Annotated in this window: 19 protein-coding genes, 2 tRNA genes, 3 rRNA genes and 1 pseudogene; 9 read left to right on the forward strand and 16 right to left on the reverse strand. The window is 35.4% G+C overall.

What is annotated here, in order from left to right; translation table 11 throughout:
* Positions 1-7: 7 nt before the first annotated feature.
* The 6 genes from NLG42_RS20355 to NLG42_RS20380 form a co-directional block, all read right to left on the reverse strand.
* Positions 8-745, reverse strand: coding sequence for an IS3 family transposase (locus tag NLG42_RS20355; RefSeq protein ID WP_257682159.1), 738 nt, complete (start codon positions 743-745; stop codon positions 8-10).
* On the reverse strand, positions 742-1041 hold the full coding sequence (locus NLG42_RS20360; protein ID WP_257682160.1) for a transposase: 300 nt from the start codon (positions 1039-1041) through the stop codon (positions 742-744). The genes NLG42_RS20355 and NLG42_RS20360 overlap by 4 nt, the downstream gene beginning before the upstream one ends.
* Positions 1042-1319: 278 nt before the next feature.
* Complete coding sequence (locus NLG42_RS20365) at positions 1320-2258, reverse strand: hypothetical protein (protein ID WP_257682161.1); 939 nt, start codon at positions 2256-2258, stop codon at positions 1320-1322.
* Positions 2259-2269: 11 nt separating this feature from the next.
* Positions 2270-3859 carry an efflux MFS transporter permease gene (locus NLG42_RS20370; protein ID WP_257682162.1) on the reverse strand — a complete coding sequence of 530 codons (1590 nt, stop codon included), beginning with the start codon at positions 3857-3859 and terminating at the stop codon, positions 2270-2272.
* Position 3860: 1 nt separating this feature from the next.
* Complete coding sequence (locus NLG42_RS20375; RefSeq protein WP_257682163.1) at positions 3861-4925, reverse strand: HlyD family secretion protein; 1065 nt, start codon at positions 4923-4925, stop codon at positions 3861-3863.
* Between the two features lie 3 nt (positions 4926-4928).
* Positions 4929-6269 (reverse strand): TolC family protein, encoded by a 1341-nt coding sequence (locus NLG42_RS20380; RefSeq protein ID WP_257682164.1) that lies wholly within the window; start codon positions 6267-6269, stop codon positions 4929-4931.
* A gap of 221 nt (positions 6270-6490) precedes the next feature.
* Between NLG42_RS20380 and NLG42_RS20385 the strand changes: the two genes are divergently transcribed.
* The 5 genes from NLG42_RS20385 (at position 6491) to NLG42_RS20405 (ending at position 10767) form a co-directional block, all read left to right on the forward strand.
* On the forward strand, positions 6491-7276 hold the full coding sequence (locus tag NLG42_RS20385; RefSeq protein ID WP_257682165.1) for an AraC family transcriptional regulator: 786 nt from the start codon (positions 6491-6493) through the stop codon (positions 7274-7276).
* A gap of 1 nt (position 7277) precedes the next feature.
* Positions 7278-7625 (forward strand): DUF488 domain-containing protein, encoded by a 348-nt coding sequence (locus tag NLG42_RS20390; RefSeq protein ID WP_257682166.1) that lies wholly within the window; start codon positions 7278-7280, stop codon positions 7623-7625.
* Between the two features lie 111 nt (positions 7626-7736).
* Positions 7737-8911 (forward strand): IS3 family transposase gene (locus tag NLG42_RS20395; RefSeq protein ID WP_257681532.1). Its coding sequence is split into 2 segments (ribosomal slippage): positions 7737-8007 and positions 8007-8911, totalling 1176 coding nucleotides; the frame shifts between segments, so codons are not numbered across the junction.
* A gap of 163 nt (positions 8912-9074) precedes the next feature.
* Positions 9075-9677, forward strand: coding sequence for a hypothetical protein (locus tag NLG42_RS20400; protein ID WP_257682167.1), 603 nt, complete (start codon positions 9075-9077; stop codon positions 9675-9677).
* A gap of 745 nt (positions 9678-10422) precedes the next feature.
* Complete coding sequence (locus tag NLG42_RS20405; protein ID WP_257682168.1) at positions 10423-10767, forward strand: helix-turn-helix domain-containing protein; 345 nt, start codon at positions 10423-10425, stop codon at positions 10765-10767.
* A 336-nt stretch (positions 10768-11103) separates the two neighbouring features.
* Here the strand turns inward: NLG42_RS20405 and NLG42_RS20410 are convergent, their stop codons facing one another.
* Entirely contained in the window at positions 11104-11427 is a 324-nt protein-coding gene (locus NLG42_RS20410; RefSeq protein ID WP_257682169.1) for a helix-turn-helix domain-containing protein, read from the reverse strand.
* Between the two features lie 400 nt (positions 11428-11827).
* Here NLG42_RS20410 and NLG42_RS20415 point away from each other — a divergent pair, with 400 nt between their 5' ends.
* Entirely contained in the window at positions 11828-12616 is a 789-nt protein-coding gene (locus NLG42_RS20415) for a hypothetical protein (protein ID WP_257682170.1), read from the forward strand.
* Positions 12617-12745: 129 nt separating this feature from the next.
* Positions 12746-13909 carry a hypothetical protein gene (locus tag NLG42_RS20420; protein WP_257682171.1) on the forward strand — a complete coding sequence of 388 codons (1164 nt, stop codon included), beginning with the start codon at positions 12746-12748 and terminating at the stop codon, positions 13907-13909.
* A 154-nt stretch (positions 13910-14063) separates the two neighbouring features.
* Here the strand turns inward: NLG42_RS20420 and NLG42_RS20425 are convergent, their stop codons facing one another.
* Positions 14064-15017: a hypothetical protein gene (locus NLG42_RS20425; RefSeq protein ID WP_257682172.1), complete on the reverse strand. Its 954-nt coding sequence runs from the start codon at positions 15015-15017 to the stop codon at positions 14064-14066.
* 138 nt (positions 15018-15155) lie between these two features.
* Between NLG42_RS20425 and NLG42_RS20430 the strand changes: the two genes are divergently transcribed.
* On the forward strand, positions 15156-16109 hold the full coding sequence (locus NLG42_RS20430; RefSeq protein WP_194616991.1) for an AAA family ATPase: 954 nt from the start codon (positions 15156-15158) through the stop codon (positions 16107-16109).
* A gap of 6 nt (positions 16110-16115) precedes the next feature.
* Positions 16116-18599, forward strand: a complete 2484-nt coding sequence (locus NLG42_RS20435) for a S8 family peptidase (protein WP_257682173.1) — start codon at positions 16116-16118, stop codon at positions 18597-18599.
* A 206-nt stretch (positions 18600-18805) separates the two neighbouring features.
* On the opposite strand, the gene NLG42_RS20440 is transcribed toward NLG42_RS20435, so the two are convergent.
* The 8 genes and pseudogenes from NLG42_RS20440 to NLG42_RS20475 all read right to left on the reverse strand — a co-directional run bounded on the left by NLG42_RS20440 (position 18806) and on the right by NLG42_RS20475 (position 26981).
* Positions 18806-19099, reverse strand: coding sequence for a sigma factor-like helix-turn-helix DNA-binding protein (locus tag NLG42_RS20440; RefSeq protein WP_307774320.1), 294 nt, complete (start codon positions 19097-19099; stop codon positions 18806-18808).
* 234 nt (positions 19100-19333) lie between these two features.
* Positions 19334-20508, reverse strand: a pseudogene (locus NLG42_RS20445) (IS3 family transposase).
* A 23-nt stretch (positions 20509-20531) separates the two neighbouring features.
* The gene (locus tag NLG42_RS20450) at positions 20532-20948 is read right to left on the reverse strand and encodes an ATP cone domain-containing protein (RefSeq protein WP_257682174.1); all 417 of its coding nucleotides are present in this window, start codon (positions 20946-20948) and stop codon (positions 20532-20534) included.
* 811 nt (positions 20949-21759) lie between these two features.
* Positions 21760-21869 (reverse strand): 5S ribosomal RNA (gene rrf / locus NLG42_RS20455).
* A 150-nt stretch (positions 21870-22019) separates the two neighbouring features.
* Positions 22020-24903, reverse strand: a 23S ribosomal RNA gene (locus NLG42_RS20460).
* A 191-nt stretch (positions 24904-25094) separates the two neighbouring features.
* Positions 25095-25168: transfer RNA gene (locus NLG42_RS20465), tRNA-Ala, on the reverse strand.
* Between the two features lie 99 nt (positions 25169-25267).
* A tRNA-Ile gene (locus NLG42_RS20470) sits at positions 25268-25341 on the reverse strand.
* A 126-nt stretch (positions 25342-25467) separates the two neighbouring features.
* Positions 25468-26981: ribosomal RNA gene (locus tag NLG42_RS20475) — 16S ribosomal RNA — on the reverse strand.
* Together the 16S, 23S and 5S rRNA genes with 2 tRNA genes alongside form the textbook arrangement of a ribosomal RNA operon.
* Positions 26982-26991: the final 10 nt, after the last annotated feature.

Genomic DNA, 26991 nt, shown 5'->3' on the forward strand with positions numbered 1-26991 from the left:
CTCCATGCTAAGTTAGCACATCCAATTCCGTTTTTAAAGATTTGAAAAAACTTTCAGCAACCGCATTATCCCAGCAGTCTCCTTTACGGCTCATACTTCTTGTGATATTTTTATAAGAATCCAATACATTAGTAAATTTTTTATTGGCATATTGGATTCCTCGGTCAGAATGGAATATTAATTCACTTGCAATTGTTCTGTTCTTTACTGCCATTTTCCAAGCCGTCATTGTAGTTTGTTTAGTGCTTAGTCCATTGCTTAAACTCCAGCCGACTATCTTTCTGTCAAATAAATCTAAAATGATGGTCAGATATAAAAATCCATCCTTTGTCTGTATATAGGTGATATCTGAAACCCAAGCCTTTGTTGGTTCGGTTACTGTAAATTCTCTTTTCAGGATATTTGGCACAACAAAATGATTATGTTTTGAATTGGTTGTTACTTTGAATTTTTTACTCAATTTGCTGTACAATCCTAACTGCTTCATGTATTTAGCTACAGTTATTCTGGATATCTGATATCCTTGGCTTTGGAGTTCCAGAGTAATTCTTGGGCTTCCATATCGTTGTTTAGCATTAAAGTATATTGACGTAATTTCTTCTTTAATCAGAGCAGTCTTCCTCTGTCTTTCTGATAGAATCTGTCGCTTCCAATTATAGTAGCTGCTTGGACTTATTTTTAAAACTTTGCACATCTTTTCAATCGAATATATTTTTTCATGGTCTTTTATGAAAAGATAAATCATCGACCTCCCTTGGAAAAGATGCTTATAGCCTTTTTTAGAATATCACGTTCTAATTCTGTTTCTTTTAATTTTTTTTCAAGCTCATGGATTTTTTCCTGTTCAGGGCTAAGTTTTAATTTTCCTTTCCCAGGAAAACTTCCTGTTCCAAATTCTTGGTAATCCTGACGCCATTTGTAAAGCAAAGGTGCTGTTATTCCAAGTTCCTTGGCTAATTGTGAGATATTATCTCTTTCATAACTTAATTGGACTGCTTTCTCTTTAAAATTGCGGTCATAAGTTTTACGATTATCTTTCATGCTCTAAAGTTAAGATTTAGTTCTTAACTAGAACTCCATGCTAAGTTAGCACATCCAGATAAGTCCCTCCAAGGCTTCTGTTAAATCAGTATAAGGATTCATGTTTTAATTATTTTTTTTAGTTTCATATCTCTAAAAAGTCATCTAAACGGATTCTATTTAGAGGTAACTTAAAGGTAATCATTTTACTCGGGCTGAATTTTATACAGTCCAAAAAAGGCTCATTTGCACAAATATTTGACTGGATAATGTAAAATCAAAATACTTTTATGACCTCATTAGAATATTAAGTTTTGTAAAATCGGCAATTTTTCTTCTATATCTGCGATCATAAACAGTACCATTTTAGAAAAACCAGCCATTTGTATTCTTCTGGACAAACTTGAAGTCTGTATTACTTTTGATTTAATTTTTGAATGAAGCTTTAAAGGTTTTACAAAGAAATAATCATAAAGCCTATTATAATCGTAATCAGGATTCGATTTTATCTCCTGTATTTGTTCCCCGTACAGGGCTAATCTGTTCGTTAAGAGTTTTTCGACATCTTTGATTTGATTCATTAAATTATGATTTTCGAGATAAAAAATAAGCAGCGTCAGCAATTGATTCCATAATTCATTTTGCTGTTTTATATTGCTTTTTTGTAGTGTTACCACACAATTAAAAAAAAGTACTTCAAAAGATCCTTTCTGACTGATTTTTTGAAAATTGTTTATTTTCTCTACTTCTGAAAAGGCTATAACAAATAAAGATTGCGCTATATTGTAGGGAGAATACCCATTTGACAAAATAGTTCTTTGCATGTTATGATTACTTTTATCAATTAATTTCTGGAGTATCTGTTGATCAAAACTACTGTTGTGAAAACTTTGAAGATCGTTTAGTATAAGATTAAAAATCAAGTACTGATTTAAATTATCCAAAAAAATCCATTCTCTTCTTTGGCTATTGTTTTCAATGGTATTGGATTCGATAATAATGGAAATTATACCAGAATATTGAGCAAAAAAAACAGCAATAGCCCCTCTTAAATTAGACGAAAATAATGTTATGTCATCCTTACCATCATTTTCTACCACCAGCTCTTTGTCCAGCTTTAGCAATAAATGAATTAGTATTGAGAATTTTGAAGTTACCTGTGCCTTTTTTTTTCGAATCGTATTATAAATGATACAAAAAAGTATCGTTAAAAAGCCAATACTGTAAAGAGTCCACATGATATTAAATTTTAGAAAGGTGAAGGCTGATTTTTAGACAGCGTTAAAACGGTGCGGTTTATATACGGAAATAAAGCAACTACAATAAGGGTTACAATCAGCATTGCGCAAATCATCTCATAATAATCAATCGCATACCTAATGTGATTTTGCGCATTAATAGAATTAATTAATACTTTATTGGCGGCCTTTGCAGCGTAATGTGGGGTCGCTCCGTCTTGAATCAGTGCTGTTTTAAAATTATTTACAGATTGTTGGGCGACAGGGTTAAGATTAGAAATCTTATCCTGAAAAGTATTAAAGTGTTTACTTTTAGCATATAGCTCAAAGTAATTCATTAAACCAATACTGACATAAAAACCAAAACATCTCATAAACAAACACATTCCTGCCGACGTCACACTCAATCGCTCTGGCACAGAGGAAACCATGAAAATAATAGAAGGCGTCATTAAAGTTCCAACACCTAGTCCCTGCACGAGTAGTGGCGCATAAAAGTTATTTTCATTGGCTTGGGTGGTAAAAAGAAAAATCATCCAGGCATGATACAGCAGTAATAAGGAAAAACCGTAAATCCATAACAAACGTATCGGACGATGTTGCAATACAAAAACACCAGAAATAATCACACCAATTATGATTCCCAAAACATTAATTAAAGTGATCTGTCCAACATGAATAGGATCTAATTTTAAAACAGTCAAAAAATACGTTGTGGTAATCGAAAAAGCAAAACGACAGATGTAAAAAATTACAATTATAAGTGCTCCGATTTTGAAATTCCTGTATTTAAAAACCTCTAAATCAAAATAAGGACGCTTTAATCTGGTTTGTCTCACAATGAAAAGACCTCCGAAAATAACGATCGAAATTACACTCCAAAAAATGCGTTTATCCTCCAGCCAATAATATTCCTGACCATAAACCATGATATAACCTATAAGACAAATTGAAATGGCATAGAATAAAAAACTCGCCCAATCTAATTGATACAAAGGAAATTTAACATCCAGCCTGACATTGTTCATAAATAAAAGAAGGGCTATAAGACTCGGTAAATACGAAAACATGGCACATTTATATACAATATTAAAATCAAAGGAATCGATGATTTGTGCCGTTATAAAATTATTAAAAGGAATCATGCAAACCAGCATTCCAAAAAATATAGAGTACCCAATAACCCGTGCCCGCTCTGTTCTCAAACGTGCATAAATAAGTGCTAAGGATAAATTTACCGTCATTGTAAAAGCCATTCCCTGAATAAACCGGAAAATGAATAAAACAGTCATCTCTTTTGTACTGTAGCAGATATAAGAGCTTATTATCTGGATAATGGTAATTACTATAAAATATTCCTTTGCTGCCAGAAATTTAAAAAATCGTCTTTCCAGAGAAAAAAAACTAACATAACCGGCATAAAATAAAGCCACTGAAAAATACACGTCGTAAGTTTCGCTTCCTGTATTGCCAGCAGCGGCATTGATATTTGCCATGGGTAGAAAAAACAAAACCAAACTGGGAAGCAGTACAATAAAGAGTGTTATTTTGATCAACCACTCCGGAACCCATTTTTTAAATAAAAATCCTTTTGGAAGCATTTTAGTTTTGTTTTTTAGCAATTGAAACATTTACGTTCATTCCTGCTTTTAGTAAATCAGCTTCGTTTTTCGGGTTTGTAACACGTATTCTTACTGGAACTCTTTGCACAATTTTCACATAATTCCCAGTTGAATTATCCGGAGGAAGCAGCGAAAAACTAGAACCTGTAGCGGGCGAAAAAGAGATTATAACACCCCTGAAGGTTTTCTCCGGATACGCATCAGCTACAAAACAGGCCGTATCACCTAATTTCATCGAGCCTACTTGTGTTTCTTTATAATTAGCCACCACCCATTTATCGGTTTCTGCGTTAACAATATACGCTAATACTTGCCCGGCATCGATCATCTGGCCTTTCTCAACGGTTCTTCTCCCCATAAAACCATCATAAGATGCCGTAACTGCCGTATAAGTGACATCTAATTTATGACGATCCAACAACGCTTCAAGTCTTGTTATTTCAGCCTTAACAACTGCTTCTTGCGACTTTGCATCGTTTATTTCAGATAATGATGCCTGATATTTATCAGTAGTCGCCTGCCTTTCAGCTACAGCTATATTGTAGGCAGCTTCAATAGTTTCTAATTTCTGAGGTGTTGCTGATTCTGCCTGAACTAATTTTTTATATCGGGTATAGTCCAAATCTTCTTTTCTTAATTCAGCTTTAGCCACATTAATCTTTGATAGATTTACCTTGGCTGTTTTGTTAAGTGTTAACACTTTACTTTGCCAAACTTCAAGTTGGGCTTTTGCATTTAAGAGTGCCGCTTCTGTTTGCTGCTCTTGAATACGATATTCCCTGCTATCAATAATCAAAAGAGTATCCCCTTTTTTTACTGGCTGATTTTCTTCAAATTTAATTTCAGTGATAAATCCTCCTGCTCTGGAAATCACGGGATTTATATACTCCTGAACCTGAGCATCATTTGTTTTTTCATTTTTGTAAATATCCCATAAGGATGCAATACCCCAAATACTTAAAATGCATGTTATGCCTATTGCAATCCAACCTGTTATTTTGGTTATTAATTTGTCTGTAACGGTATACGTGTTTCTATTTTTCATTTTTTATAGTGTTCCTAAAACATTTTGAAGTTGATAGTATTGAATTTGTGCTGCTATTTTTGCTGAAGCGAAATCAAATTTGCTTTGCAATAATTGAATATCGGCATCCAGGAGATCTGTAATAAGTGCCGTTTGATTAAAGTAGTTTTGTTTTACAATCCTTGCATTCTCATCTGATTGAGCTACATCGTTCTTGGCTACATCAATTTTTATGAGTGATTCTTTAAAGCGCAGATAGTTTTCGTAAACCTGTTGTCGTATTTTATCATCGATGTCATGATGTTCTACTTCTTCCTTTTCTAAATTCAATTGAGCTACTCTTACTTTTGGTCTGTTGATATAAAGCTCTGAAATTGGTATCGATGCTCTCACTCCAAAAATTCCAAGAGTATAATTACTAGGAGAATAGGGATACAGAAAAATTTGAGGGTTGGCCAGATAAAATTCACCATACATTCCAATTTTTGGTTTTACATTGGCTTTAGTACTTTTGAGCTCTATTTTTCTTAAATTGACTGTCTTTTCTGAAATATGATAATCATATGATTTATTCTTTGCTACTTCCAAATAACTTTGATAAGATTGCAATTCAAATAATTCAGGATCTAGTTCCTGATACGGATTTACCAGTTCCAAATCAGGCAGCCCAATTAAAATATTGAGTTTTTGATTGGCAATGGCAATATCATTTTCAATTTTAACAAGCATCATTTTCTGATTGGATAATTTGAGTTCTACTCTCAGGACATCACTTTTTAAAATCACACCATTTTTATAAAGCGCTTTAATTTCCAGTAGTTGTTTTTCCTGATTAGCAATATCTTTGATCATGAGTTCTTTAAAAATATGACTCCTTTGCAAATTCAGATAATAGACTGCTCCTTGTAATTTGATTTGTGAAACCGTCATCTCTTTTTGCACTTTGGCAATTTCAAACAGCGTCTTTTTCTTATCTATTTTTAAGTTTAATTTATTTCCGTTGTAAATATTCAGGTACATATCTGTACTTACTTTATACAACCAGTGAATCACTTCATGTTGGGTCGGTTTACTAAAAAGGCCGTTTTCATAAACCGGAATATTGGTGGCATATTCATAATTTCCTTTTAGATTAATTTCAGGAAGACGCTCGATTTTGGTTTCTGAAATTTCTTCTTCAGCAATGTTTGATTCTAAGCTATTCAAGTGAATTTTCTTGCTGTTATCAATCACATTTTTCCACATCTGATCTATCGATAATGGAGTTGATTCAGGGCTTGGAATCAATTTGTTTTGGGAGAAAAGTAATGAGGATTGTAAGGTTAAAAAGAAGCAAATCAGTTTTTTTGATGTATCGACAAACATTATAATTTTATTTTAGACCACAAAGATATAATCCAAAAGCCTCTTACTATTTATACAAAATAGACGATTATTTAATCATTCAAGCCAATGTTAATTTTAGTTGTTATTCGACCGAAAAGTTCTTTTACTTTTGTTTGAAATAGCTTTTGCTCTAAGTAAAATTCCTATTATAAATTGCATTTTGTATATTTGATATAACCCTCAGTATAAACCATATTCTCATGAGCCTAATTGCTTCTTTACCTGAAATCGACAATTTATCATCCTCTGTTTTTGTGATGCATGAGCGCTTTGAAAAATTCATTCCGCACCACAGTCATACTAAAGGGCAATTGTCATATGTGGAAGGAGGATTAGCGTATCTGCAGATAAATGACCGGAATTATGTAATTCCCGCAAGGCATTATTTTTGGGTTCCTCAGGGATTAACACACATTTTAAAAATTGGGCATTCGGGAACCGTTTTGCGTTCCTTATTTTTTTATACCCATGATGATGACAAACATCCTTTTTATTCAGAGGTAGGCATCTATCCTATTAATGACCTGCTGATGGAAATGATTAAATATTCTGAGTCTTGGGATGGGCATATACTCCCGGGTGAGAGTCGTTATCTTTTTTTATCAGTCATTAAAAATATTCTCCCTGAAATAAGTGCCAAGAGACTTCCAATTGCATTGCCTTTTACAGAAAATGAGCGTATGAAGCCTATCTTAGAATGGATTCAGAACAATATATCAGATACCCATTCTCTGCATAGTATAGGCTCTCAGTTTGGATTAAGTGAGCGTACTTTATCTCGCTTGTTTCAGTCTACTTTAAACACTTCCTTTTTACAATACCTGAAATTACTCCGAATGGTAAAAGCTATCGAACTAATGTTACAAACCGACTTATCTATGAGCGAAATTGGATATACAGTTGGATATGGCAGTTTGCCTGCTTTTAGCAATACTTTTTACCAGTTAACCAATTTTAGACCATCCGATTTTAAAAAGAACTTTTAAGATGAAAACGATAACTATAAAAAGAGTTTACGACAACAAAACCGCTGATGGATCTTATCGGATATTGGTCGATAGATTGTGGCCACGCGGAGTAAGAAAAATAGACTTACAGATTGATGAGTGGGACAAAGAAATTACGCCTTCGCCCGAACTCAGAAAATGGTTTGACCACAAAGAAGAACGTTTTGAAGAATTTTCTAAGCTCTACATCCAGGAATTAATGGCTAAAACCGATGAAATAAACAGAGTAAGATCCATTGCAAAAAATGAGGATGTAACTTTACTATATGGGGCAAAAGATCCAGAGATAAATCACGCTATAATTTTGCAGCATTATTTATTGAAATAAAAAACGAGCATCTACTCCTTAATCATCCTTGAAATAAAGCTATAAAACGAACAATGGATGTGCTAACTTAGCATGGAGTTCTAGTTAAGAACTAAATCTTAACTTTAGAGCATGAAAGATAATCGTAAAACTTATGACCGCAATTTTAAAGAGAAAGCAGTCCAATTAAGTTATGAAAGAGATAATATCTCACAATTAGCCAAGGAACTTGGAATAACAGCACCTTTGCTTTACAAATGGCGTCAGGATTACCAAGAATTTGGAACAGGAAGTTTTCCTGGGAAAGGAAAATTAAAACTTAGCCCTGAACAGGAAAAAATCCATGAGCTTGAAAAAAAATTAAAAGAAACAGAATTAGAACGTGATATTCTAAAAAAGGCTATAAGCATCTTTTCCAAGGGAGGTCGATGATTTATCTTTTCATAAAAGACCATGAAAAAATATATTCGATTGAAAAGATGTGCAAAGTTTTAAAAATAAGTCCAAGCAGCTACTATAATTGGAAGCGACAGATTCTATCAGAAAGACAGAGGAAGACTGCTCTGATTAAAGAAGAAATTACGTCAATATACTTTAATGCTAAACAACGATATGGAAGCCCAAGAATTACTCTGGAACTCCAAAGCCAAGGATATCAGATATCCAGAATAACTGTAGCTAAATACATGAAGCAGTTAGGATTGTACAGCAAATTGAGTAAAAAATTCAAAGTAACAACCAATTCAAAACATAATCATTTTGTTGTGCCAAATATCCTGAAAAGAGAATTTACAGTAACCGAACCAACAAAGGCTTGGGTTTCAGATATCACCTATATACAGACAAAGGATGGATTTTTATATCTGACCATCATTTTAGATTTATTTGACAGAAAGATAGTCGGCTGGAGTTTAAGCAATGGACTAAGCACTAAACAAACTACAATGACGGCTTGGAAAATGGCAGTAAAGAACAGAACAATTGCAAGTGAATTAATATTCCATTCTGACCGAGGAATCCAATATGCCAATAAAAAATTTACTAATGTATTGGATTCTTATAAAAATATCACAAGAAGTATGAGCCGTAAAGGAGACTGCTGGGATAATGCGGTTGCTGAAAGTTTTTTCAAATCTTTAAAAACGGAATTGGTTTATGGAAGTAAATTGATTTCTAGAGAACAGATGGAACTTGAAATTTTTGAATACATCGAAATTTGGTATAATAAAAAAAGAAGACATTCGGCTTTGAACTATAAAACAATTGAAGAATTTAATAAACTAACTAATTATAAAAATGTAGCTTAACTTTTTCTCCAGTTTTTGTTTGCATATCCAAAAATTATATTCATACAAAAGTATACGATAAACTAAAGGCCTTTTTTGATGATTTATATGCTTATTATTATATATTTGATGATAATAAACCCACGAAGTTTATCAGTTACCATTTATTTTAGAAAATCTGTATATGAAAGAAAATTGGTTATTTATTAAAACTCCAGACCACTATGGAAAACCCGAAATAATAGAATTTAATCAAAATGAAATTAAACATTTTTGGGTTGAAAAAGGTAGAGATATATCTTTAGTAAAAATTGCCAAAGAAAATACAAATGAACAAATAAGCAAAGTAAAACTTAAACGTATAAATCTGAATCGGGTTCGATTTTTTCGCAATGGGAAAATTTACAAAGTCTTAAGTGATAATGAATCTGTAACAGAAGATTGCATATTCGAAAATGATTATGAAAAACTAAGTGCAACTGAAACCAAACTAACTGAAAATGAAATTCAGAAATTGAAATTTGAATTTAATTGGAATGGTGAAAAAATGAATATACGTTTTAATGAAGATTTGGATTCGCCAGTGATACAAGAAATAAACAAACGTTTAAACAAAGAAGGAAGTAGAATTTTACTTGAAAAACTAGATGACACTTTATTTCTTTCATTTTACTCAGATATTTATCATGACAAACTGATTCCGATAAAATATATTGATAGGAAAAAGATGATTTTATACGGTTTCCCAAAGGAGCCTTATGAAATTGTTTGCCCTATAATAGAATAAAAAAACATCTGGTAACTGAAAACACACAATTTCGTAATTCAAACAACTAGTAATAGCGTCATAACGTTAGTTAAAATTTCATATAACCAAATCAAATAATGCTCTTCAAAAAGAAAAAAGTCACACCTAAAGAATTTTCTAAAAAATTCAGAGATAAACCGATTTTTAGTCTCAGTTAAACAACAATAAATAGGCAGATAATACAATTTGTTTTGTGACAAAATCAATTGAAAAGTAGAAAATAAAAACAAAATTTTCAGAATTTTATGAAGCTCTAGCTTTGAGATAGAGTGGGGTCGAGCCTAAAAAAAAAAGATAATTTACAGTGTTTTTCTAAAAGTTTCGAACCTAAACTTGCTAGAACTTGGTTTTGCTGGTATTGTTTATTTCAATATTAGCATGTGCCACGATTCTGCCATAAAACTTAGACTTGTTATATATCTTAAAAATTGCTTAATTTTTTGTGGTAAAAAAGGTAGCCAGTCCAAACCTATATTGCCACGATTTTGCCATAAAAATCATATAACAACACATTTATGAAAAAAAAAGATATGTTAACTTATTGTAAGTGAATATTGTAATTCTTATTAATGGTGAAATTAAATAAAAAAAGCCAAACTTAGCTAATACAATTTTGCCTATCTATAAATTAATTCTCCATAAATTTACATATCTAATTTAATTTAGATGATATGAATTAAAATTAGAATCAAAGTCATTCAAAATCATTAAAATTTATTTAAGTATGGAATCATTTAAATTTGAAGATCTTCCCAATCTAATTGGAGAATTATTTGTAAAAATCGAAAATATTGAAAAACTTTTGCAAGAAAATATATTACATAGTACTACTGTAGTGGAAGATGAGCTTCTTACCGTTTCTGAAGCAGCAAAATTATTAAAATTGTCTGTAGCGACTGTTTATACTAAAGTTTGCAGGAATGAGATTCCTGCTAATAAGCAGGGAAAACGTCTGTACTTTTATCGTAAGGAATTACTGGAATGGATCAAATCTGGCCGTATTAGAACTATCTCTGAGATAAAGAAAGATGTTGAAACAAATTCAAATTTTAAACAATTAGGCAGGTGAATTTTTAAATATTATAATAGTACTTAAGTTTTAAACGTGGTTTCACATATTAAAATACTTGTTGCAATATTCCGATGCAGAAGTTAATATTCCATATTTTAAAAGGTTTCTCAACTTTAGTGGTACAATTATGGTCCAATTTAAAGCAAACTATCGAAAAATAAAACAAAGTATCCTTATTGAGATAACAAAAACCCATGGGAGTTGTTTAATACAAACATAATACAAATTTTGAATATACAAGGTATTGGAAGAGTATGATTTACAAATATGATTGTTGGTTGTGCTTTGGGAATGTTTAAAACTAGAAAAGGTCAAAAAAACTAAATGTTAAATTTATAATTTCGACCTTTTTTCAATATCATTTTTCATTTCTGTATAGGTTTTTACCCGACCCGATTTAATCCACTTCATTAACTCATGCCTGTAAAAATAAATACGTTTCCCTTTCTTATTAACTGGGATTTCCTTCCTACATACTTTACTATAGATTGTGGCTACAGATAGATTTAGAAGTTTTGATGCTTGTTCAACATTCAAAAGTTCATTTTTATTTTCTTCTGTAATAGATATTCTCAAAATAAGCTTTTCCAAGTGCTCTAGTTTATCATGAAGTTTGTTCATCATGATAGGTATTTGATCAAAAGTAAATGGTTTCATAGTATACTTTTATTAAACGTCATCTAAAAGTATACTTTAACTATATTGCTAGAAATTAGATGTCGTCAAATGGAATATTTTGGCTTTTAATTTCTAATGATTAAGATCTTAATTAAAAGAATCCTTATAATATCACATTTGTTTAATTGCTTTTATTAAATAAATGTAATTTTATATCATAAAAGATATATTTGTCAATAGCTCTTTCTTACGGATTGGTTATTAAATATAATAAAAATATGAAAGAAAGAATAATTGCCGAAATTAACAATAAAGTCAAAAAGATAGACTGGTCATGTCTGGCGGAAGATTGCCTTGAAAACTGCATTAATTCTCATTTTTTACAAAAAAAGGGATATTAAATAGGTTAAGTGAGAATGGCTTTCTAATCGAAGCCAGAATGATTGACCCAAATCACTGGGTCAAAAAAGGAAAGCCAATTGAATTTGTTCGTGTGGGACTCAACAAAGCTCTATCATTGGAGGTGTTTTGTAAGAAGCATGACAGTGAAATTTTCAAATCTATAGAGTCTTCCAATCCTGACTTTACATCTCTTAACAGTTTTTTATTGTTTAGCTACCGGGTTACTTGTGCCGAGCTGCGAAAAAAACAAATCAATTTTACCACTTATATAGAAGTGTTTCAAGACCAAAGATTAGACGATGAAGTAAATAAAGATGTGATTTTGCAATTATGCAATGGTCACTACCTTGGTATTGTAGAATTATTAAAGATAAAAGCGATTTTTGAAGAGGAGATTAAACAAAACACTTCTTCTTTTATTTACCACACTTATATATATGATAAAATAGATGTTTATGCTTCGGCTATTTTTAGTCCAATGGATAACAATATATCAAACTCTAGCCAATTGGAGGAATTAGAAAATGTATATATACATATTATTCCCAGAGAGGATGATACAATAATTTTAATTGGTTATCATAAAAATTATTCAACACCTTGGATTGAAAGCTATGTCCAATCATGGAATAATCTGGGTATTGAAGAGTTAGAATACAAACTGACAGATTTATTTGCGGCAAGGATTGAGAATTGGGGAATGTCTGAAAGGCTTTTTAAGGAAATAAAGGATGAAAACATGGAGAAGTATATTGAGTTCATTAAGACCCACGCAATGGATGTTTCCCAAGATCTACATGCAAATTTTAATCTATTCGAAAAATAAATGATTCTAACGACTAGTGCTGTGTTAAATAAATTATTGCACAATAGTAGGAAGGAATAAATCAAGTACTTTTTTATAACGGACATGGTATGGAAGCTTAAATAATTATCAAACTTAAAAAAAACAGGTATGACACCATCTGAAAAATACGTAGCTGATCTATGCGAAAAATCGTTTCTGCCATTTTGGAGTTTTCCCAATCCAATAGGAAAGAAAGGCAAAGAGCTTTGTGATGTCCTGATTATCTGCGGCAACATAGTTATTATAATTTCGGTTAAGGATATTAGGGTTTCCGAGCATAATGATGTGATGATTCAGTATGACAGATGGGTCAAAAAAGCCATATACGATTCCATTGATCAGATACACGGCGCCGAGAGATATCTTAGTACAGTTGAGGAAGTGCTTCTCAAAAACAGAGACATTGCAGTAAAGCTTCCAAGTGTAGAGTCGAGAATTACCCACAGGATCGCAATCGCTTTTGGAAGTCCTGAATCTTTTCCATTACCGACGGGAGAATTTGACAAGGGATATATTCACGTTTTCGATGAAAGATCGACTGCAACGATATTAAGCGAACTGGATACCATAGTAGATTTTACCAATTACCTGAGCGCTAAAAAGGATTTTTTATCTGATAAAACAATGTTGCTGCCAAGTGAAGTTGATTTTCTTGCCTATTATCTTCAGACAGGATTAGATTATGATCTTCCGCAGGGTACAGTCATTGCAGGAGAAGATCTTTGGAAAGATTATATTAGAACTTCTGAATATGTCAAATGGCAGGACGATATTACAGTTAGTTATATATGGGACTTTATAATTCAGCAAATTCACAAATCTCATATAACCGAGAGTACTTCCAAAGAAAAGAGGGAAGAAATGGAGGAAGCAATCAGAACAATCAATCTTGAGTCGCGGATGAACAGGATTGAACTCGGCAGTGTTCTGGAAAACACAATTAAAAACAAGTTGAAGGGGCGCATGTTGAAACCTTTAGATAATGCCGAACATACGTATGTTTTTATGCCTCTATCGGATAAAAACTGGGAAGAAAAGGAAATTGAACTGGAACTGAGATGTATGGTAGCGAGGTATGAAAATCCAACTGCAAAAAAGATTATTGGAATTTCAATGGGCAGCAATTCCAGTGGGGATAGCTGTTTTGACCTATTCACGTTTTATCTTCCTGAAATCGATGAGAATTTCGCAAAGTTGGTTCAGGAAATAAAAAATGAATATGGATATTTTGCAAATCCGGTTATTTCTCGTAGTAAGGATTTCAGAAAATAATGTTACGGTACTTAAACACATGAAAAAATTATATCGAGTTAATAATTTAGTTTATGAAAGATCATGATAACCATGCAAAGAGGGACGATAATTGAGAAGTTAGGCGCAGTTTTCAACTTCAAAAGGCCTGTTATATTTAATTAAAAATAATGGATTATTTCAGATCCTGCAGATAATACTTAAAATCAATAAGATCTTTTTCGATGCCGCAATACACCTTGGTATTATATAATTTATCCAATCCTAATTCTATAATTTCAAATTTTCGTTTTTTATCAGTAAAAAAAATATCAGATGCGAACAGACCATTTGTTATTCTCATTATGTCTATGTGATCACTTACGTTTTCCTGTTTATGCTTAACTGTCAGATATGCCCCTAATGAGAATCGTATATTCAATGTTGGGATTCTAGTAAAGCCATTTACTTTAAGTTCATTTAAAAACTGTGTGAAATGAATTTCCTTAAAAGAATGTCGGTGAGCCAACTGAAACAATAGCTGATCAATCCAATTGGGAAACTCATGTGTTCCATAATTATCGGGTCTTATGTAAATCTGTTTTTTCTTGATACAAAACTCCAGTCTTTCGATAAAATTTTCAACCTCGATGTTTTTTATTGCTTGTAAAAACTTATTTTCAACTTTCTTTTCAGTTTTTCCATCTGTAATTTTTCTAATGGCATTTTGAGATTGAACGTGGTAATTAATACTTTCATTAAAAACTTTATTAACTTCATTAATTTGCGAGTAGTTCTCATTGAAGCTTTTGAAAGTACCTGTTTCGAGAAAGGTATCTATAGTATGTCTGTTTCCTCTTATTAAGGAAGATATCAATTGTGAAGTTAAAAATATTTCATTTTTAAATATATAGTTGTCGGACAGTTTTCTAAAATACTCATCATGAATAACGGCATTATTAATTTCTTTTTTTGCAGTCTCAAGAACATGCTGATGAGACATAGGGCAGTAAAGGAGATTTTTAGAATAATTGAATTCAAGCAAGCTTCTAATTTCCTTCCAAGTATCATTAGTTTGGTCAATGAGATTGCTGACAACAAATTGATCGAGATATATGCAGGTTTTATTCTGTAGATCAATTTTTTTCATGGAAGATCGAAATTATTAGTATGATTGTTATATTATTTTCTGTACTTTAACATAACTCAAAGTAAATAAATAATTTAGAAATAAACTTACAAAATTAATTAAGATATATTTACAACCTTTTTTCATTACTTTTGCGATATGGCAACAGCGGAACAATTAAAATCATTATTGCAGTCTCATTATAAAAATGATAATGAGAGGTTCACTTCTATAGCACTTCAGGTAGCTGCGCATGAAGCCAGGCAAGGTCACATGTCTATTGCAAAAGAGATTAAAGAGTTAGTTGACAGATCAAAGACTGATGGTTTTAAAGTTATTAGGATAAATCCTGATTTAAGTGATTTAGTTCTTGTTTATTATCCTGAAAACAGGTTAAACGAGCTGATTCTTTCTACTGATATTTCAAATAAATTAAACCGAATAATAAGAGAATATAAACAGCGTGATAAAATTTTAAAACATGGTCTTCACAATCGAAGAAAAGTTTTATTGTCCGGACTTCCAGGTACTGGGAAAACGGCTACGGCCTCTGCTATATCAGCTGAATTAAAATTACCCTTATATGTTGTTATGATGGATAAGCTAATGACAAAATATATGGGTGAGACTGCTTCAAAGCTTAGGCAGATTTTTGATATGATGATATCCAACAGAGGGGTTTACTTATTTGATGAATTTGATGCAATTGGGGCAGAGAGAGGAAGAGATAATGAGGTGGGAGAAATGCGTCGGGTATTAAATTCATTTCTGCAGTTTATTGAACAGGACTCATCGGAAAGCATCATTTTTGGGGCTACCAATAATATAAAAATATTAGATTCTGCGTTATTCAGACGCTTTGATGATATCATAACTTACACTTTACCAACTAAGGCTGAAATTGAGGAACTAATTAAACTCAAGCTTAATAAATTCCTTGGTGACTTTGCTCTCAAATCTTCTGTTGACGCGGCAAATGGATTATCTCATGCAGAGATTACAAATGCCTGTAATGATGCACTGAAAGAAATTATACTTACCGATAAAAATTTAGTAACACAAAAATTATTAGTTCAAATGATGAAGGATAGAAAAATCAGTTATAATTTTTAGTAATTCATGAGTGAAAATTCTAAACCCCATCTATTTGTAAAAAATGTACATTCCTCAGAAAACTACACAACGCCGTCTGGCAGCAGGGGAGGCGATAAAGCTTTGCCTCCAAGGGAAAGAGCTACCCATGGTGAGGCGCTGCTTCGGTCTTTAAGTGAAATATGGCATTTACATGCTGAAGATGTAAGCTTAAGAAACGAGAAAGGCCTGCCGGTAAAAGATGGCGAGTATCTAACTTTTAAGAGTGCTGAAAAGGACAGTCTGAAGATTGATGCCTTAGATTCCAGCGGAGCAGTCTTGTTAAATTTAAGCGTTGATAAAGAAACAAAGCAGCAAACGGCAACTCTTTATATTCCAGAGGACCAGAAAGAAAAGCTGGTACAAAAAGTTGAAAATTATATAAGGAATGATACTAATGGAAAACCTGCAAATCAAGCTCTGGTTGAGAAAATAGAATTGATAAGCAGAACTTCTGTGGAGAATCTATGGAGCAGCTCGCTCGAGAGCATGCCCAAAGAAACGCCGTTGTGGTGTGAGCTATGGCTTGTTTCTGAAAATGTCGATTTAGATTATGTAGTTCCGTCGTTAAAGGAAATCTGTGTTTTTTTTGGCATTCAGATACTCGATGGGATTTTAAGTTTCCCACAACGCTCGATCATGGTTGTAAAGGCAAATTATGCCCAGCTCAATGAGCTTATAGCCTCTGTTGGTCTTATAGCTGAAATTCGTAAAACCGAGGAACTAAACAGTTTTTGGATTGAAGGCACCAATACTGAAAACAATGGGTGGATAGAGGACGCTTTAGGACTGGTAGATTTCACGAAAACCAATAATTTTATTACTATACTCGATACAGGGGTAAATAATGGTCCCAGACTTATTGAACCGGTTTTAGAAGATGTAGATCGACTTACTGCTGATCCCAACTGGGGTATTAATGACAGTTTGGGCCACGGGACAAATATGGCAGGAGTGGCTGTTTACGGAAATTTGAATTCAATCCTCGAGAATAGAGTCCCAATATCTATTCATCATCAATTAGAATCCATAAAAATTTTGCATCCCGCTTATCCAAATGAAAATAATAAATTACCATCAATAACTCTCGATGCCGTTAGTAGGATTATTTTAAATAACCCTGAACATAAGAGAATATTTTGCATGGCCGTTACAACTGGTTTTCAGGTAGATTTTGGAAAACCTTCGACCTATTCCTCAGTTTTAGACAGTATTATATTTGGAGATGACCCGGATGATAAAAAACTATTTGTTGTGAGTGCCGGCAATGTCAGGGAGGAATATAACTGGAAAAATTATCCAACCAGTAATTTAGACCTTTCGGTGGAGAGTCCTGCGCAGTCTTGGAATGCAATAAGTATTGGAGCTTATACAGAAAAGATACTGGAGAATATAAATACAGTAGCTCAGAAATTTCAATTGTCCCCTCACAGTACAACATCGTCATCATGGGATTCAAATTGGCCGATCAAACCAGAAGTAGTTTTTGAAGGAGGAAATTTAATTCGTCTTCAAAATGGAGATGTGGAAGGGCATGACAATTTAGAGGTTTTGACGGTCGCACACAACTCTTACAGAAATTATTTTACAACCATGAACGCGACAAGTTCAGCAACCGCTTTTGCCGCTAATTTTTTGGCTAAGATTAGAGATGTATATCCTGAGGCCTGGCAAGAAACTTTAAGAGCTTTGATGATTCATTCTTCATCCTGGACACAGGAAATGATTGCTCAGTTTAATATTGATGTCACTAAGGTCGGCGATGTTTTAAAACTTCTTAAAATTGTCGGTTACGGTGTTCCTAATCTTGCGAAAGCTATTGAATGTAAATCAAATTATCTGACTTTTATCTCGGAGCAGACTATCCAGCCTTATAAATTAGACGGAACTGTAAAAACAAATCAAATTCATTACTATGAATTTCCATGGCCAAAGGAAATTCTGGAGGACTTGGGAACTGCAGATGTTACTTTAAGAGTTACTTTGTCCTATTTTATTGAGCCTAATCCAGGGGATAGAGGGTATACAACCAAATATGCTTATCAATCAACTGCTTTGAAATTTTCTTTAATAAACCCGGGAGAAGATTTTGGTAACTTCAAATTGAGAACCAATAAAATAGAACAGGATGATTTAAAAGATTTTTTAGGAGTAGAAAAATTAGATTCTGGGGACTATGATAAAACTACAGGTACACATAGATGGGCACTTGGAGCTGATACTGTTTTTAAAGGGTCAATACACAGTAATTATTGGAGAGGATCTGCTGCTGAGATCGCAGCTTGTAATAAATTAGCGGTTTTTCCTCTTGCATCAGGCTGGTGGAAAGAATTAAAAAAGCATGAAAAATATGATTCCTCACTACGTTATTCTTTGATAGTGTCAATTGAGACTCCTGAGAATACAGCAGATATATATACAGAAATTGCCAATCAGATAACTGTGGGCACCCCTGTAGTGGTAACGGTATAAGCAAGTAATCTTTAAATGCAGATTTTATGTAAGTCTACATAAATCTGATATTAGAATATGGAAAGAATTAATAGTTGGTAATAAGCCGGTTTTCTTTGTGATGAGCATCATCACGTTTTGAAATCAAATATGTATTTATTGTAAAGACAATTTAAAAGAAGAGGGGGAAGTAGTTTAGGAGATGTCAATTTTAAATTTTAATCTTATTAGTTTTGTGAGAAAAAATAGCTAGCACTTACAATAATAAGATTAATATGTCTGGATAATTGAATACGAATAAATTTTAAAGCTTGTACCATATGTTTCTTTACTGTCAAAGGAGATAGGTCTAAGAGTTCAGCAATTTTTTGATATGACATGCCTTCTTCTTTGGCCATTTTATATATTTTTTGCTGCTGTGGAGGAAGCTTTTTGATGATTTGTTCTAAAAGAGTAGTGTATTGGAAAAACCGGTCAATTTGACCACCATTTTCCGGAGTAAATTGACCACCTAATTCTATCTAACTTATTGTAAGGAATTATATAATGTATTGATAAACTATGATATACGAATATGATTGCTGATTGTGCTTTCAGAATGTTTAAAACTAAAAAAGGTCAAAAAAACTAAATGTTAAATTTAGAATTTTGACCTTTTTTCAATATCATTTTTCATTTCTGTATAGGTTTTTACCCGACCCTATTTAATACATTCCATTAACTCATGGATATGCAAACAAAAACTGGAGAAAAAGTTAAGCTACATTTTTATAATTAGTTAGTTTATTAAATTCTTCAATTGTTTTATAGTTCAAAGCCGAATGTCTTCTTTTTTTATTATACCAAATTTCGATGTATTCAAAAATTTCAAGTTCCATCTGTTCTCTAGAAATCAATTTACTTCCATAAACCAATTCCGTTTTTAAAGATTTGAAAAAACTTTCAGCAACCGCATTATCCCAGCAGTCTCCTTTACGGCTCATACTTCTTGTGATATTTTTATAAGAATCCAATACATTAGTAAATTTTTTATTGGCATATTGGATTCCTCGGTCAGAATGGAATATTAATTCACTTGCAATTGTTCTGTTCTTTACTGCCATTTTCCAAGCCGTCATTGTAGTTTGTTTAGTGCTTAGTCCATTGCTTAAACTCCAGCCGACTATCTTTCTGTCAAATAAATCTAAAATGATGGTCAGATATAAAAATCCATCCTTTGTCTGTATATAGGTGATATCTGAAACCCAAGCCTTTGTTGGTTCGGTTACTGTAAATTCTCTTTTCAGGATATTTGGCACAACAAAATGATTATGTTTTGAATTGGTTGTTACTTTGAATTTTTTACTCAATTTGCTGTACAATCCTAACTGCTTCATGTATTTAGCTACAGTTATTCTGGATATCTGATATCCTTGGCTTTGGAGTTCCAGAGTAATTCTTGGGCTTCCATATCGTTGTTTAGCATTAAAGTATATTGACGTAATTTCTTCTTTAATCAGAGCAGTCTTCCTCTGTCTTTCTGATAGAATCTGTCGCTTCCAATTATAGTAGCTGCTTGGACTTATTTTTAAAACTTTGCACATCTTTTCAATCGAATATATTTTTTCATGGTCTTTTATGAAAAGATAAATCATCGACCTCCCTTGGAAAAGATGCTTATAGCCTTTTTTAGAATATCACGTTCTAATTCTGTTTCTTTTAATTTTTTTTCAAGCTCATGGATTTTTTCCTGTTCAGGGCTAAGTTTTAATTTTCCTTTCCCAGGAAAACTTCCTGTTCCAAATTCTTGGTAATCCTGACGCCATTTGTAAAGCAAAGGTGCTGTTATTCCAAGTTCCTTGGCTAATTGTGAGATATTATCTCTTTCATAACTTAATTGGACTGCTTTCTCTTTAAAATTGCGGTCATAAGTTTTACGATTATCTTTCATGCTCTAAAGTTAAGATTTAGTTCTTAACTAGAACTCCATGCTAAGTTAGCACATCCAATGATAGCAATGTCAATTTCATGCGACACACATTTTCCTTGCAGTGTTAAATTTATTTTCGTCTTAAATCCATTTGCTGCATACAATCTGGAAATGAATTTTTCAAAGAAAAAACCTGCTGGGCCAAGCATTTGCAAAGCCAGTCTAATATTATAGCGAGCTGCATGTCCACTTGATGCTTTTTTTAAAATAGCAAAGGCCAATTTATATATTTCTTTGGTAGTTATGCCATCATACATTTGCCTTTCTATTTCAGCTAAAGATTCCTTTATGAGATCGGCACTAGCTCCAGACTTTCTAAGAGAAAGTTCTAGTTTTTCTTTGTCAAAAGGTACTTTATATCCTGAGTGTTTAGTTATTTTCATCATAGCTAAGGGATTCATTTATTTGAAAGAAAACTAAGTAACAGCATCATTTTTCACTAGAAAGATTAAATCTTACTACTAAATTCTAATAATCAACATTTTATGTATTCAATTTACTATAAATATACCATAATTATACTGTAGTTCCTACTGGATAAGCAAACAAAAAGTAGTTGATTTCTAGAATACTACCATCATAGATTTTATAGAGTTCTATACCTTTTCATACAAACAAAGAAGAGCTATTTCATTGATACATAAAAGAGATAAATTAACAAGCTTCATAATTTCTTTTCGATCCAACAAAAGTAGCTTCTTCCCTAAAATAAAAGCCACAGAATAACTTTTTTCATCCGAAGATAATCTTGTTCATAAAAAACAAAAAACAGCTTTAAAACTGCTAAAAGCAAAAACTGCAATTTAACTAATACAATTAAGGGCATTTCCCTTCGGGCCGGGCTGTCCGCTGTATCTTTTGCAAAGAGCTTTCAGAGGAAAAAAGATCTTTATACTCCTGCAAAAGGATGCCGCTTCCATCCCTAACGCAAACAAATTACAAGATCTCTTTAAGTCTTCCGTCGGATTCTATCAATAAAAAAGATAAACTCAAGTTCGTATTTTCGACTGCCGAGATACAATATGTATTTCAAAGCACTGATTTCTAAAACCACTATAAACCAAAAAATCCCCATCAAATAAATAATGTGGATTCTCAAAAGAAAGGCGATGACCCCGATGGCTGTCGGGGCTCCCGCAATACACCATACCTTTTGGGTATTTGCGTAAAAACAAAAAATCCTCATCAAATAAATGATGAGGATTCTTAAAAGAAAGGCGACGACATACTCTCCCACATAACTGCAGTACCATCTGCGCAGGCGGGCTTAACTACTCTGTTCGGGATGGGAAGAGGTGAGCCCCGCCGCAATAACCACCTTAAGAAGTTATAATTGCTTTGGGCAACTTTTAATTGTTAATTATAAATTATTAATTATCAATTAAATAATATCTTAACATACTGAGATAAAGAAAAGTACTTTTATTTACTATTTTAGAAAGTTTCTTCCCCGCCGAAGCGGGGAAAAGGGTGTACATAAGCTTACGGATTATTAGTACTACTCGACTATGACATTACTGCCTTTACATCTATAGCCTATCAACGTGGTCATCTTCCACGATCCTTAAAAGAAATCTCATCTTGTGGTGGGTTTCGCGCTTATATGCTTTCAGCGCTTATCCCTTCCCAACGTAGCTACTCTGCGGTGCCCCTGGCGGGACAACAGATACACTAGAGGTTAGTCCAATTCGGTCCTCTCGTACTAGAATCAGATCCACTCAAATTTCTTGCGCCCACAGTAGATAGAGACCGAACTGTCTCACGACGTTCTGAACCCAGCTCGCGTGCCACTTTAATGGGCGAACAGCCCAACCCTTGGGACCTTCTCCAGCCCCAGGATGTGACGAGCCGACATCGAGGTGCCAAACCCCCCCGTCGATATGAGCTCTTGGGGGAGATCAGCCTGTTATCCCCGGCGTACCTTTTATCCTTTGAGCGATGGCCCTTCCATGCGGAACCACCGGATCACTATGCTCTACTTTCGTACCTGATCGACCTGTATGTCTCTCAGTCAAGCTCCCTTATGCCATTGCACTCTACGCACGGTTACCAAGCGTACTGAGGGAACCTTTAGAAGCCTCCGTTACTCTTTTGGAGGCGACCACCCCAGTCAAACTACCCACCAAGCAATGTCCCCCACAACGCGGGGTTAGGCCTCAGATAAACAAAGGGTTGTATTTCAACAATGACTCCACAACGCCTGGCGACGCCGCTTCATAGTCTCCAACCTATCCTACACATCATTTATCCAAGGTCAATACTAAGCTATAGTAAAGGTGCACAGGGTCTTTTCGTCCCACTGCGGGTAAACGGCATCTTCACCGTTACTACAATTTCACCGAGCTCATGGCTGAGACAGTGTCCAGATCGTTACACCATTCGTGCAGGTCGGAACTTACCCGACAAGGAATTTCGCTACCTTAGGACCGTTATAGTTACGGCCGCCGTTTACTGGGGCTTCAATTCAATGCTTCTCCGAAGATAACATCTCCTCTTAACCTTCCAGCACCGGGCAGGTGTCAGGCCCTATACTTCATCTTACGATTTTGCAGAGCCCTGTGTTTTTGATAAACAGTCGCCTGGACCTCTTCACTGCGGCCAGCATTGCTGCTGGCGACCTTTCTCCCGAAGTTACAGGTCTATTTTGCCTAATTCCTTAGCCATGAATCTCTCGAGCACCTTAGGATTCTCTCCTCAACTACCTGTGTCGGTTTACGGTACTGGTACTAATTACCTGAAGTTTAGAGGTTTTTCTTGGAAGCCCTTAGGCGCACTATCTCTTTGTCCGAAGACTCCGAGTACTATCGTATTTCACCATTCTCTACGGATTTGCCTATAGAGAATATAGCTAGGTACTTCAACGAACTATTCCGTCAGTTCGCGGCGCTTTCATCACTCCGTCACCCCATCACAGTAATTAGTAGTACGGGAATATTAACCCGTTAGCCATCGACTGTCCCTTTCGGGTTCGCCTTAGGACCAGACTAACCCACAGCTGATTAGCATAGCTGTGGAAACCTTAGTTTTTCGGTGTGCGGGTTTCTCGCCCGCATTATCGTTACTTATGCCTACATTTTCTTTTCTAACCAGTCCAGCATACCTTACGATACACCTTCAACCCTGTTAGAATGCTCCCCTACCACTTAGAGTAAACTCTAAATCCATAGCTTCGGTAATATGCTTATGCCCGATTATTATCCATGCTCGTCCGCTCGACTAGTGAGCTGTTACGCACTCTTTAAATGAATGGCTGCTTCCAAGCCAACATCCTAGCTGTCTGGGCAGACAAACCTCGTTCTTTCAACTTAGCATATATTTGGGGACCTTAGCTGATGGTCTGGGTTCTTTCCCTCTCGGACTTGGACCTTAGCACCCAAGCCCTCACTGTTAGTGAACATTATATAGCATTCGGAGTTTGTCAGGAATTGGTAGGCGGTGAAGCCCCCGCATCCAATCAGTAGCTCTACCTCTATATAACTTTATAACTAACGCTGCACCTAAATGCATTTCGGGGAGTACGAGCTATTTCCGAGTTTGATTGGCCTTTCACCCCTACCCACAGGTCATCCGAAGACTTTTCAACGTCAACCGGTTCGGTCCTCCACTGTGTGTTACCACAGCTTCAACCTGCCCATGGGTAGATCACACGGTTTCGCGTCTAACACTACTGACTAAAGCGCCCTATTCAGACTCGCTTTCGCTACGGATCCGTGACTTAATCACTTAACCTTGCCAGCAACGTTAACTCGTAGGCTCATTATGCAAAAGGCACGCCGTCACCCCACGAAAGGGCTCCGACCGCTTGTAAGCGTATGGTTTCAGGATCTATTTCACTCCGTTATTCACGGTTCTTTTCACCTTTCCCTCACGGTACTGGTTCACTATCGGTCTCTCAGGAGTATTTAGCCTTAGCGGATGGTCCCGCCAAATTCAGACAGGGTTTCACGTGCCCCGCCCTACTCAGGATACCACTATCTATTACATTTATTACCCATACGAGGCTATCACTCTCTATGGCCCGACTTTCCAGTCAGTTCTGGTTCTGCATGCATAAAATGTCGTGGTCCTACAACCCCAACATTGCCGTAACAACATTGGTTTGGGCTAATCCGCGTTCGCTCGCCACTACTTACGGAATCACTTTTGTTTTCTTCTCCTCCGCCTACTTAGATGTTTCAGTTCAGCGGGTTTGCCCACCTATCGGTGTACTATGTCTTCAACATAGTGGGTTGCCCCATTCAGGTATCTGCGGATCAATCGGTGTGTGCCCGTCCCCGCAGCTTTTCGCAGCTTATCACGCCTTTCATCGCCTCTGAGAGCCTAGGCATCCCCCATACGCCCTTATTTTGCTTATTGTACCAATCATAAAATTAATTATGACCGTTTTTTTTTGTCTTTTATTATTCGTATTACTACTATAACAAAAAACGCTTTCTACTTTTTATTATTTTCTTATCTCAATATGTCAATGAACTTTATTTCGTTTAATCGTTAAACCGTAAATTCGGTTAACCGCTTAAACAAATCAACGATTAAACGTTGAATTGTGGAGAATAACGGAGTCGAACCGTTGACCTCCTGCGTGCAAGGCAGGCGCTCTAGCCAGCTGAGCTAATCCCCCATTTTAATTAAAAATCAAAAATCGTGAATTAAAAATTATGAACTTTTTGATTCTTAATCTTTCAACTTCTAAAATTTCCTTGTAATTAAGTTAAAAGAGTAGTCCCGGGCAGACTCGAACTGCCGACCCCTACATTATCAGTGTAGTACTCTAACCAGCTGAGCTACGAGACTCTGTTTTACTTAATTTTCATTTTTTTTTAAATTAACAGCAAGAGTAATACAATCTCCAATTCAGAATCCTATAAATAATCATCTTGTTTCCTCAACGTGTGCAAGCACTAACATTTGAGGCTCTAGAAAGGAGGTGTTCCAGCCGCACCTTCCGGTACGGCTACCTTGTTACGACTTAGCCCTAGTTACCAGTTTTACCCTAGGCAGCTCCTTGCGGTCACCGACTTCAGGCACCCCCAGCTTCCATGGCTTGACGGGCGGTGTGTACAAGGCCCGGGAACGTATTCACCGGATCATGGCTGATATCCGATTACTAGCGATTCCAGCTTCACGGAGTCGAGTTGCAGACTCCGATCCGAACTGTGACCGGTTTTATAGATTCGCTCCTGGTCGCCCAGTGGCTGCTCTCTGTACCGGCCATTGTAGCACGTGTGTAGCCCAAGGCGTAAGGGCCGTGATGATTTGACGTCATCCCCACCTTCCTCACAGTTTGCACTGGCAGTCTTGTTAGAGTTCCCGACATGACTCGCTGGCAACTAACAACAGGGGTTGCGCTCGTTATAGGACTTAACCTGACACCTCACGGCACGAGCTGACGACAACCATGCAGCACCTTGTAAATTGTCTTGCGAAAGATCTGTTTCCAAACCGGTCAATCTACATTTAAGCCTTGGTAAGGTTCCTCGCGTATCATCGAATTAAACCACATGCTCCACCGCTTGTGCGGGCCCCCGTCAATTCCTTTGAGTTTCATTCTTGCGAACGTACTCCCCAGGTGGGATACTTATCACTTTCGCTTAGCCACTGAGATTGCTCCCAACAGCTAGTATCCATCGTTTACGGCGTGGACTACCAGGGTATCTAATCCTGTTCGCTCCCCACGCTTTCGTCCATCAGCGTCAATCAATTAGTAGTAACCTGCCTTCGCAATTGGTATTCCATGTAATCTCTAAGCATTTCACCGCTACACTACATATTCTAGTTACTTCCTAATAATTCAAGTTCAGCAGTATCAATGGCCGTTCCACCGTTGAGCGATGGGCTTTCACCACTGACTTACTAAACCGCCTACGGACCCTTTAAACCCAATGATTCCGGATAACGCTTGGATCCTCCGTATTACCGCGGCTGCTGGCACGGAGTTAGCCGATCCTTATTCTTACGATACCGTCAAGCTGCTTCACGAAGCAGTGTTTCTTCTCGTACAAAAGCAGTTTACAATCCATAGGACCGTCATCCTGCACGCGGCATGGCTGGATCAGGCTTGCGCCCATTGTCCAATATTCCTCACTGCTGCCTCCCGTAGGAGTCTGGTCCGTGTCTCAGTACCAGTGTGGGGGATCTCCCTCTCAGGACCCCTACCCATCGTTGCCTTGGTAAGCCGTTACCTTACCAACTAGCTAATGGGACGCATGCTCATCTTTTACCGTTGTGACTTTAATAGTACTACCATGCGGTAGAGCTATACTATGAGGTATTAATCCAAATTTCTCTGGGCTATCCCTCTGTAAAAGGTAGATTGCATACGCGTTACGCACCCGTGCGCCGGTCTCTATATCCGAAGACATATACCCCTCGACTTGCATGTGTTAAGCCTGCCGCTAGCGTTCATCCTGAGCCAGGATCAAACTCTTCATCGTATATTTTAAT

Source organism: Flavobacterium plurextorum (assembly GCF_024638035.1).
Classification (GTDB): Bacteria; Bacteroidota; Bacteroidia; order Flavobacteriales; family Flavobacteriaceae; genus Flavobacterium; species Flavobacterium plurextorum.

Excerpts from the sequence above, each read along its gene's own strand:
- NLG42_RS20415 (WP_257682170.1), top strand. The coding sequence starts at position 11,828 with ATGATTGACCCAAATCACTGGGTCAAAAAAGGAAAGCCAATTGAATTT.
- NLG42_RS20430 (WP_194616991.1), top strand. The coding sequence starts at position 15,156 with ATGGCAACAGCGGAACAATTAAAATCATTATTGCAGTCTCATTATAAA.
- NLG42_RS20420 (WP_257682171.1), top strand. The coding sequence starts at position 12,746 with ATGACACCATCTGAAAAATACGTAGCTGATCTATGCGAAAAATCGTTT.
- NLG42_RS20400 (WP_257682167.1), top strand. The coding sequence starts at position 9,075 with ATGAAAGAAAATTGGTTATTTATTAAAACTCCAGACCACTATGGAAAA.
- NLG42_RS20410 (WP_257682169.1), bottom strand. The coding sequence starts at position 11,427 with ATGAAACCATTTACTTTTGATCAAATACCTATCATGATGAACAAACTT.
- NLG42_RS20370 (WP_257682162.1), bottom strand. The coding sequence starts at position 3,859 with ATGCTTCCAAAAGGATTTTTATTTAAAAAATGGGTTCCGGAGTGGTTG.
- NLG42_RS20380 (WP_257682164.1), bottom strand. The coding sequence starts at position 6,269 with ATGTTTGTCGATACATCAAAAAAACTGATTTGCTTCTTTTTAACCTTA.
- NLG42_RS20360 (WP_257682160.1), bottom strand. The coding sequence starts at position 1,041 with ATGAAAGATAATCGTAAAACTTATGACCGCAATTTTAAAGAGAAAGCA.
- NLG42_RS20450 (WP_257682174.1), bottom strand. The coding sequence starts at position 20,948 with ATGAATCCCTTAGCTATGATGAAAATAACTAAACACTCAGGATATAAA.
- NLG42_RS20385 (WP_257682165.1), top strand. The coding sequence starts at position 6,491 with ATGAGCCTAATTGCTTCTTTACCTGAAATCGACAATTTATCATCCTCT.
- NLG42_RS20435 (WP_257682173.1), top strand. The coding sequence starts at position 16,116 with ATGAGTGAAAATTCTAAACCCCATCTATTTGTAAAAAATGTACATTCC.
- NLG42_RS20375 (WP_257682163.1), bottom strand. The coding sequence starts at position 4,925 with ATGAAAAATAGAAACACGTATACCGTTACAGACAAATTAATAACCAAA.
- NLG42_RS20355 (WP_257682159.1), bottom strand. The coding sequence starts at position 745 with ATGATTTATCTTTTCATAAAAGACCATGAAAAAATATATTCGATTGAA.
- NLG42_RS20425 (WP_257682172.1), bottom strand. The coding sequence starts at position 15,017 with ATGAAAAAAATTGATCTACAGAATAAAACCTGCATATATCTCGATCAA.
- NLG42_RS20365 (WP_257682161.1), bottom strand. The coding sequence starts at position 2,258 with ATGTGGACTCTTTACAGTATTGGCTTTTTAACGATACTTTTTTGTATC.
- NLG42_RS20390 (WP_257682166.1), top strand. The coding sequence starts at position 7,278 with ATGAAAACGATAACTATAAAAAGAGTTTACGACAACAAAACCGCTGAT.
- NLG42_RS20405 (WP_257682168.1), top strand. The coding sequence starts at position 10,423 with ATGGAATCATTTAAATTTGAAGATCTTCCCAATCTAATTGGAGAATTA.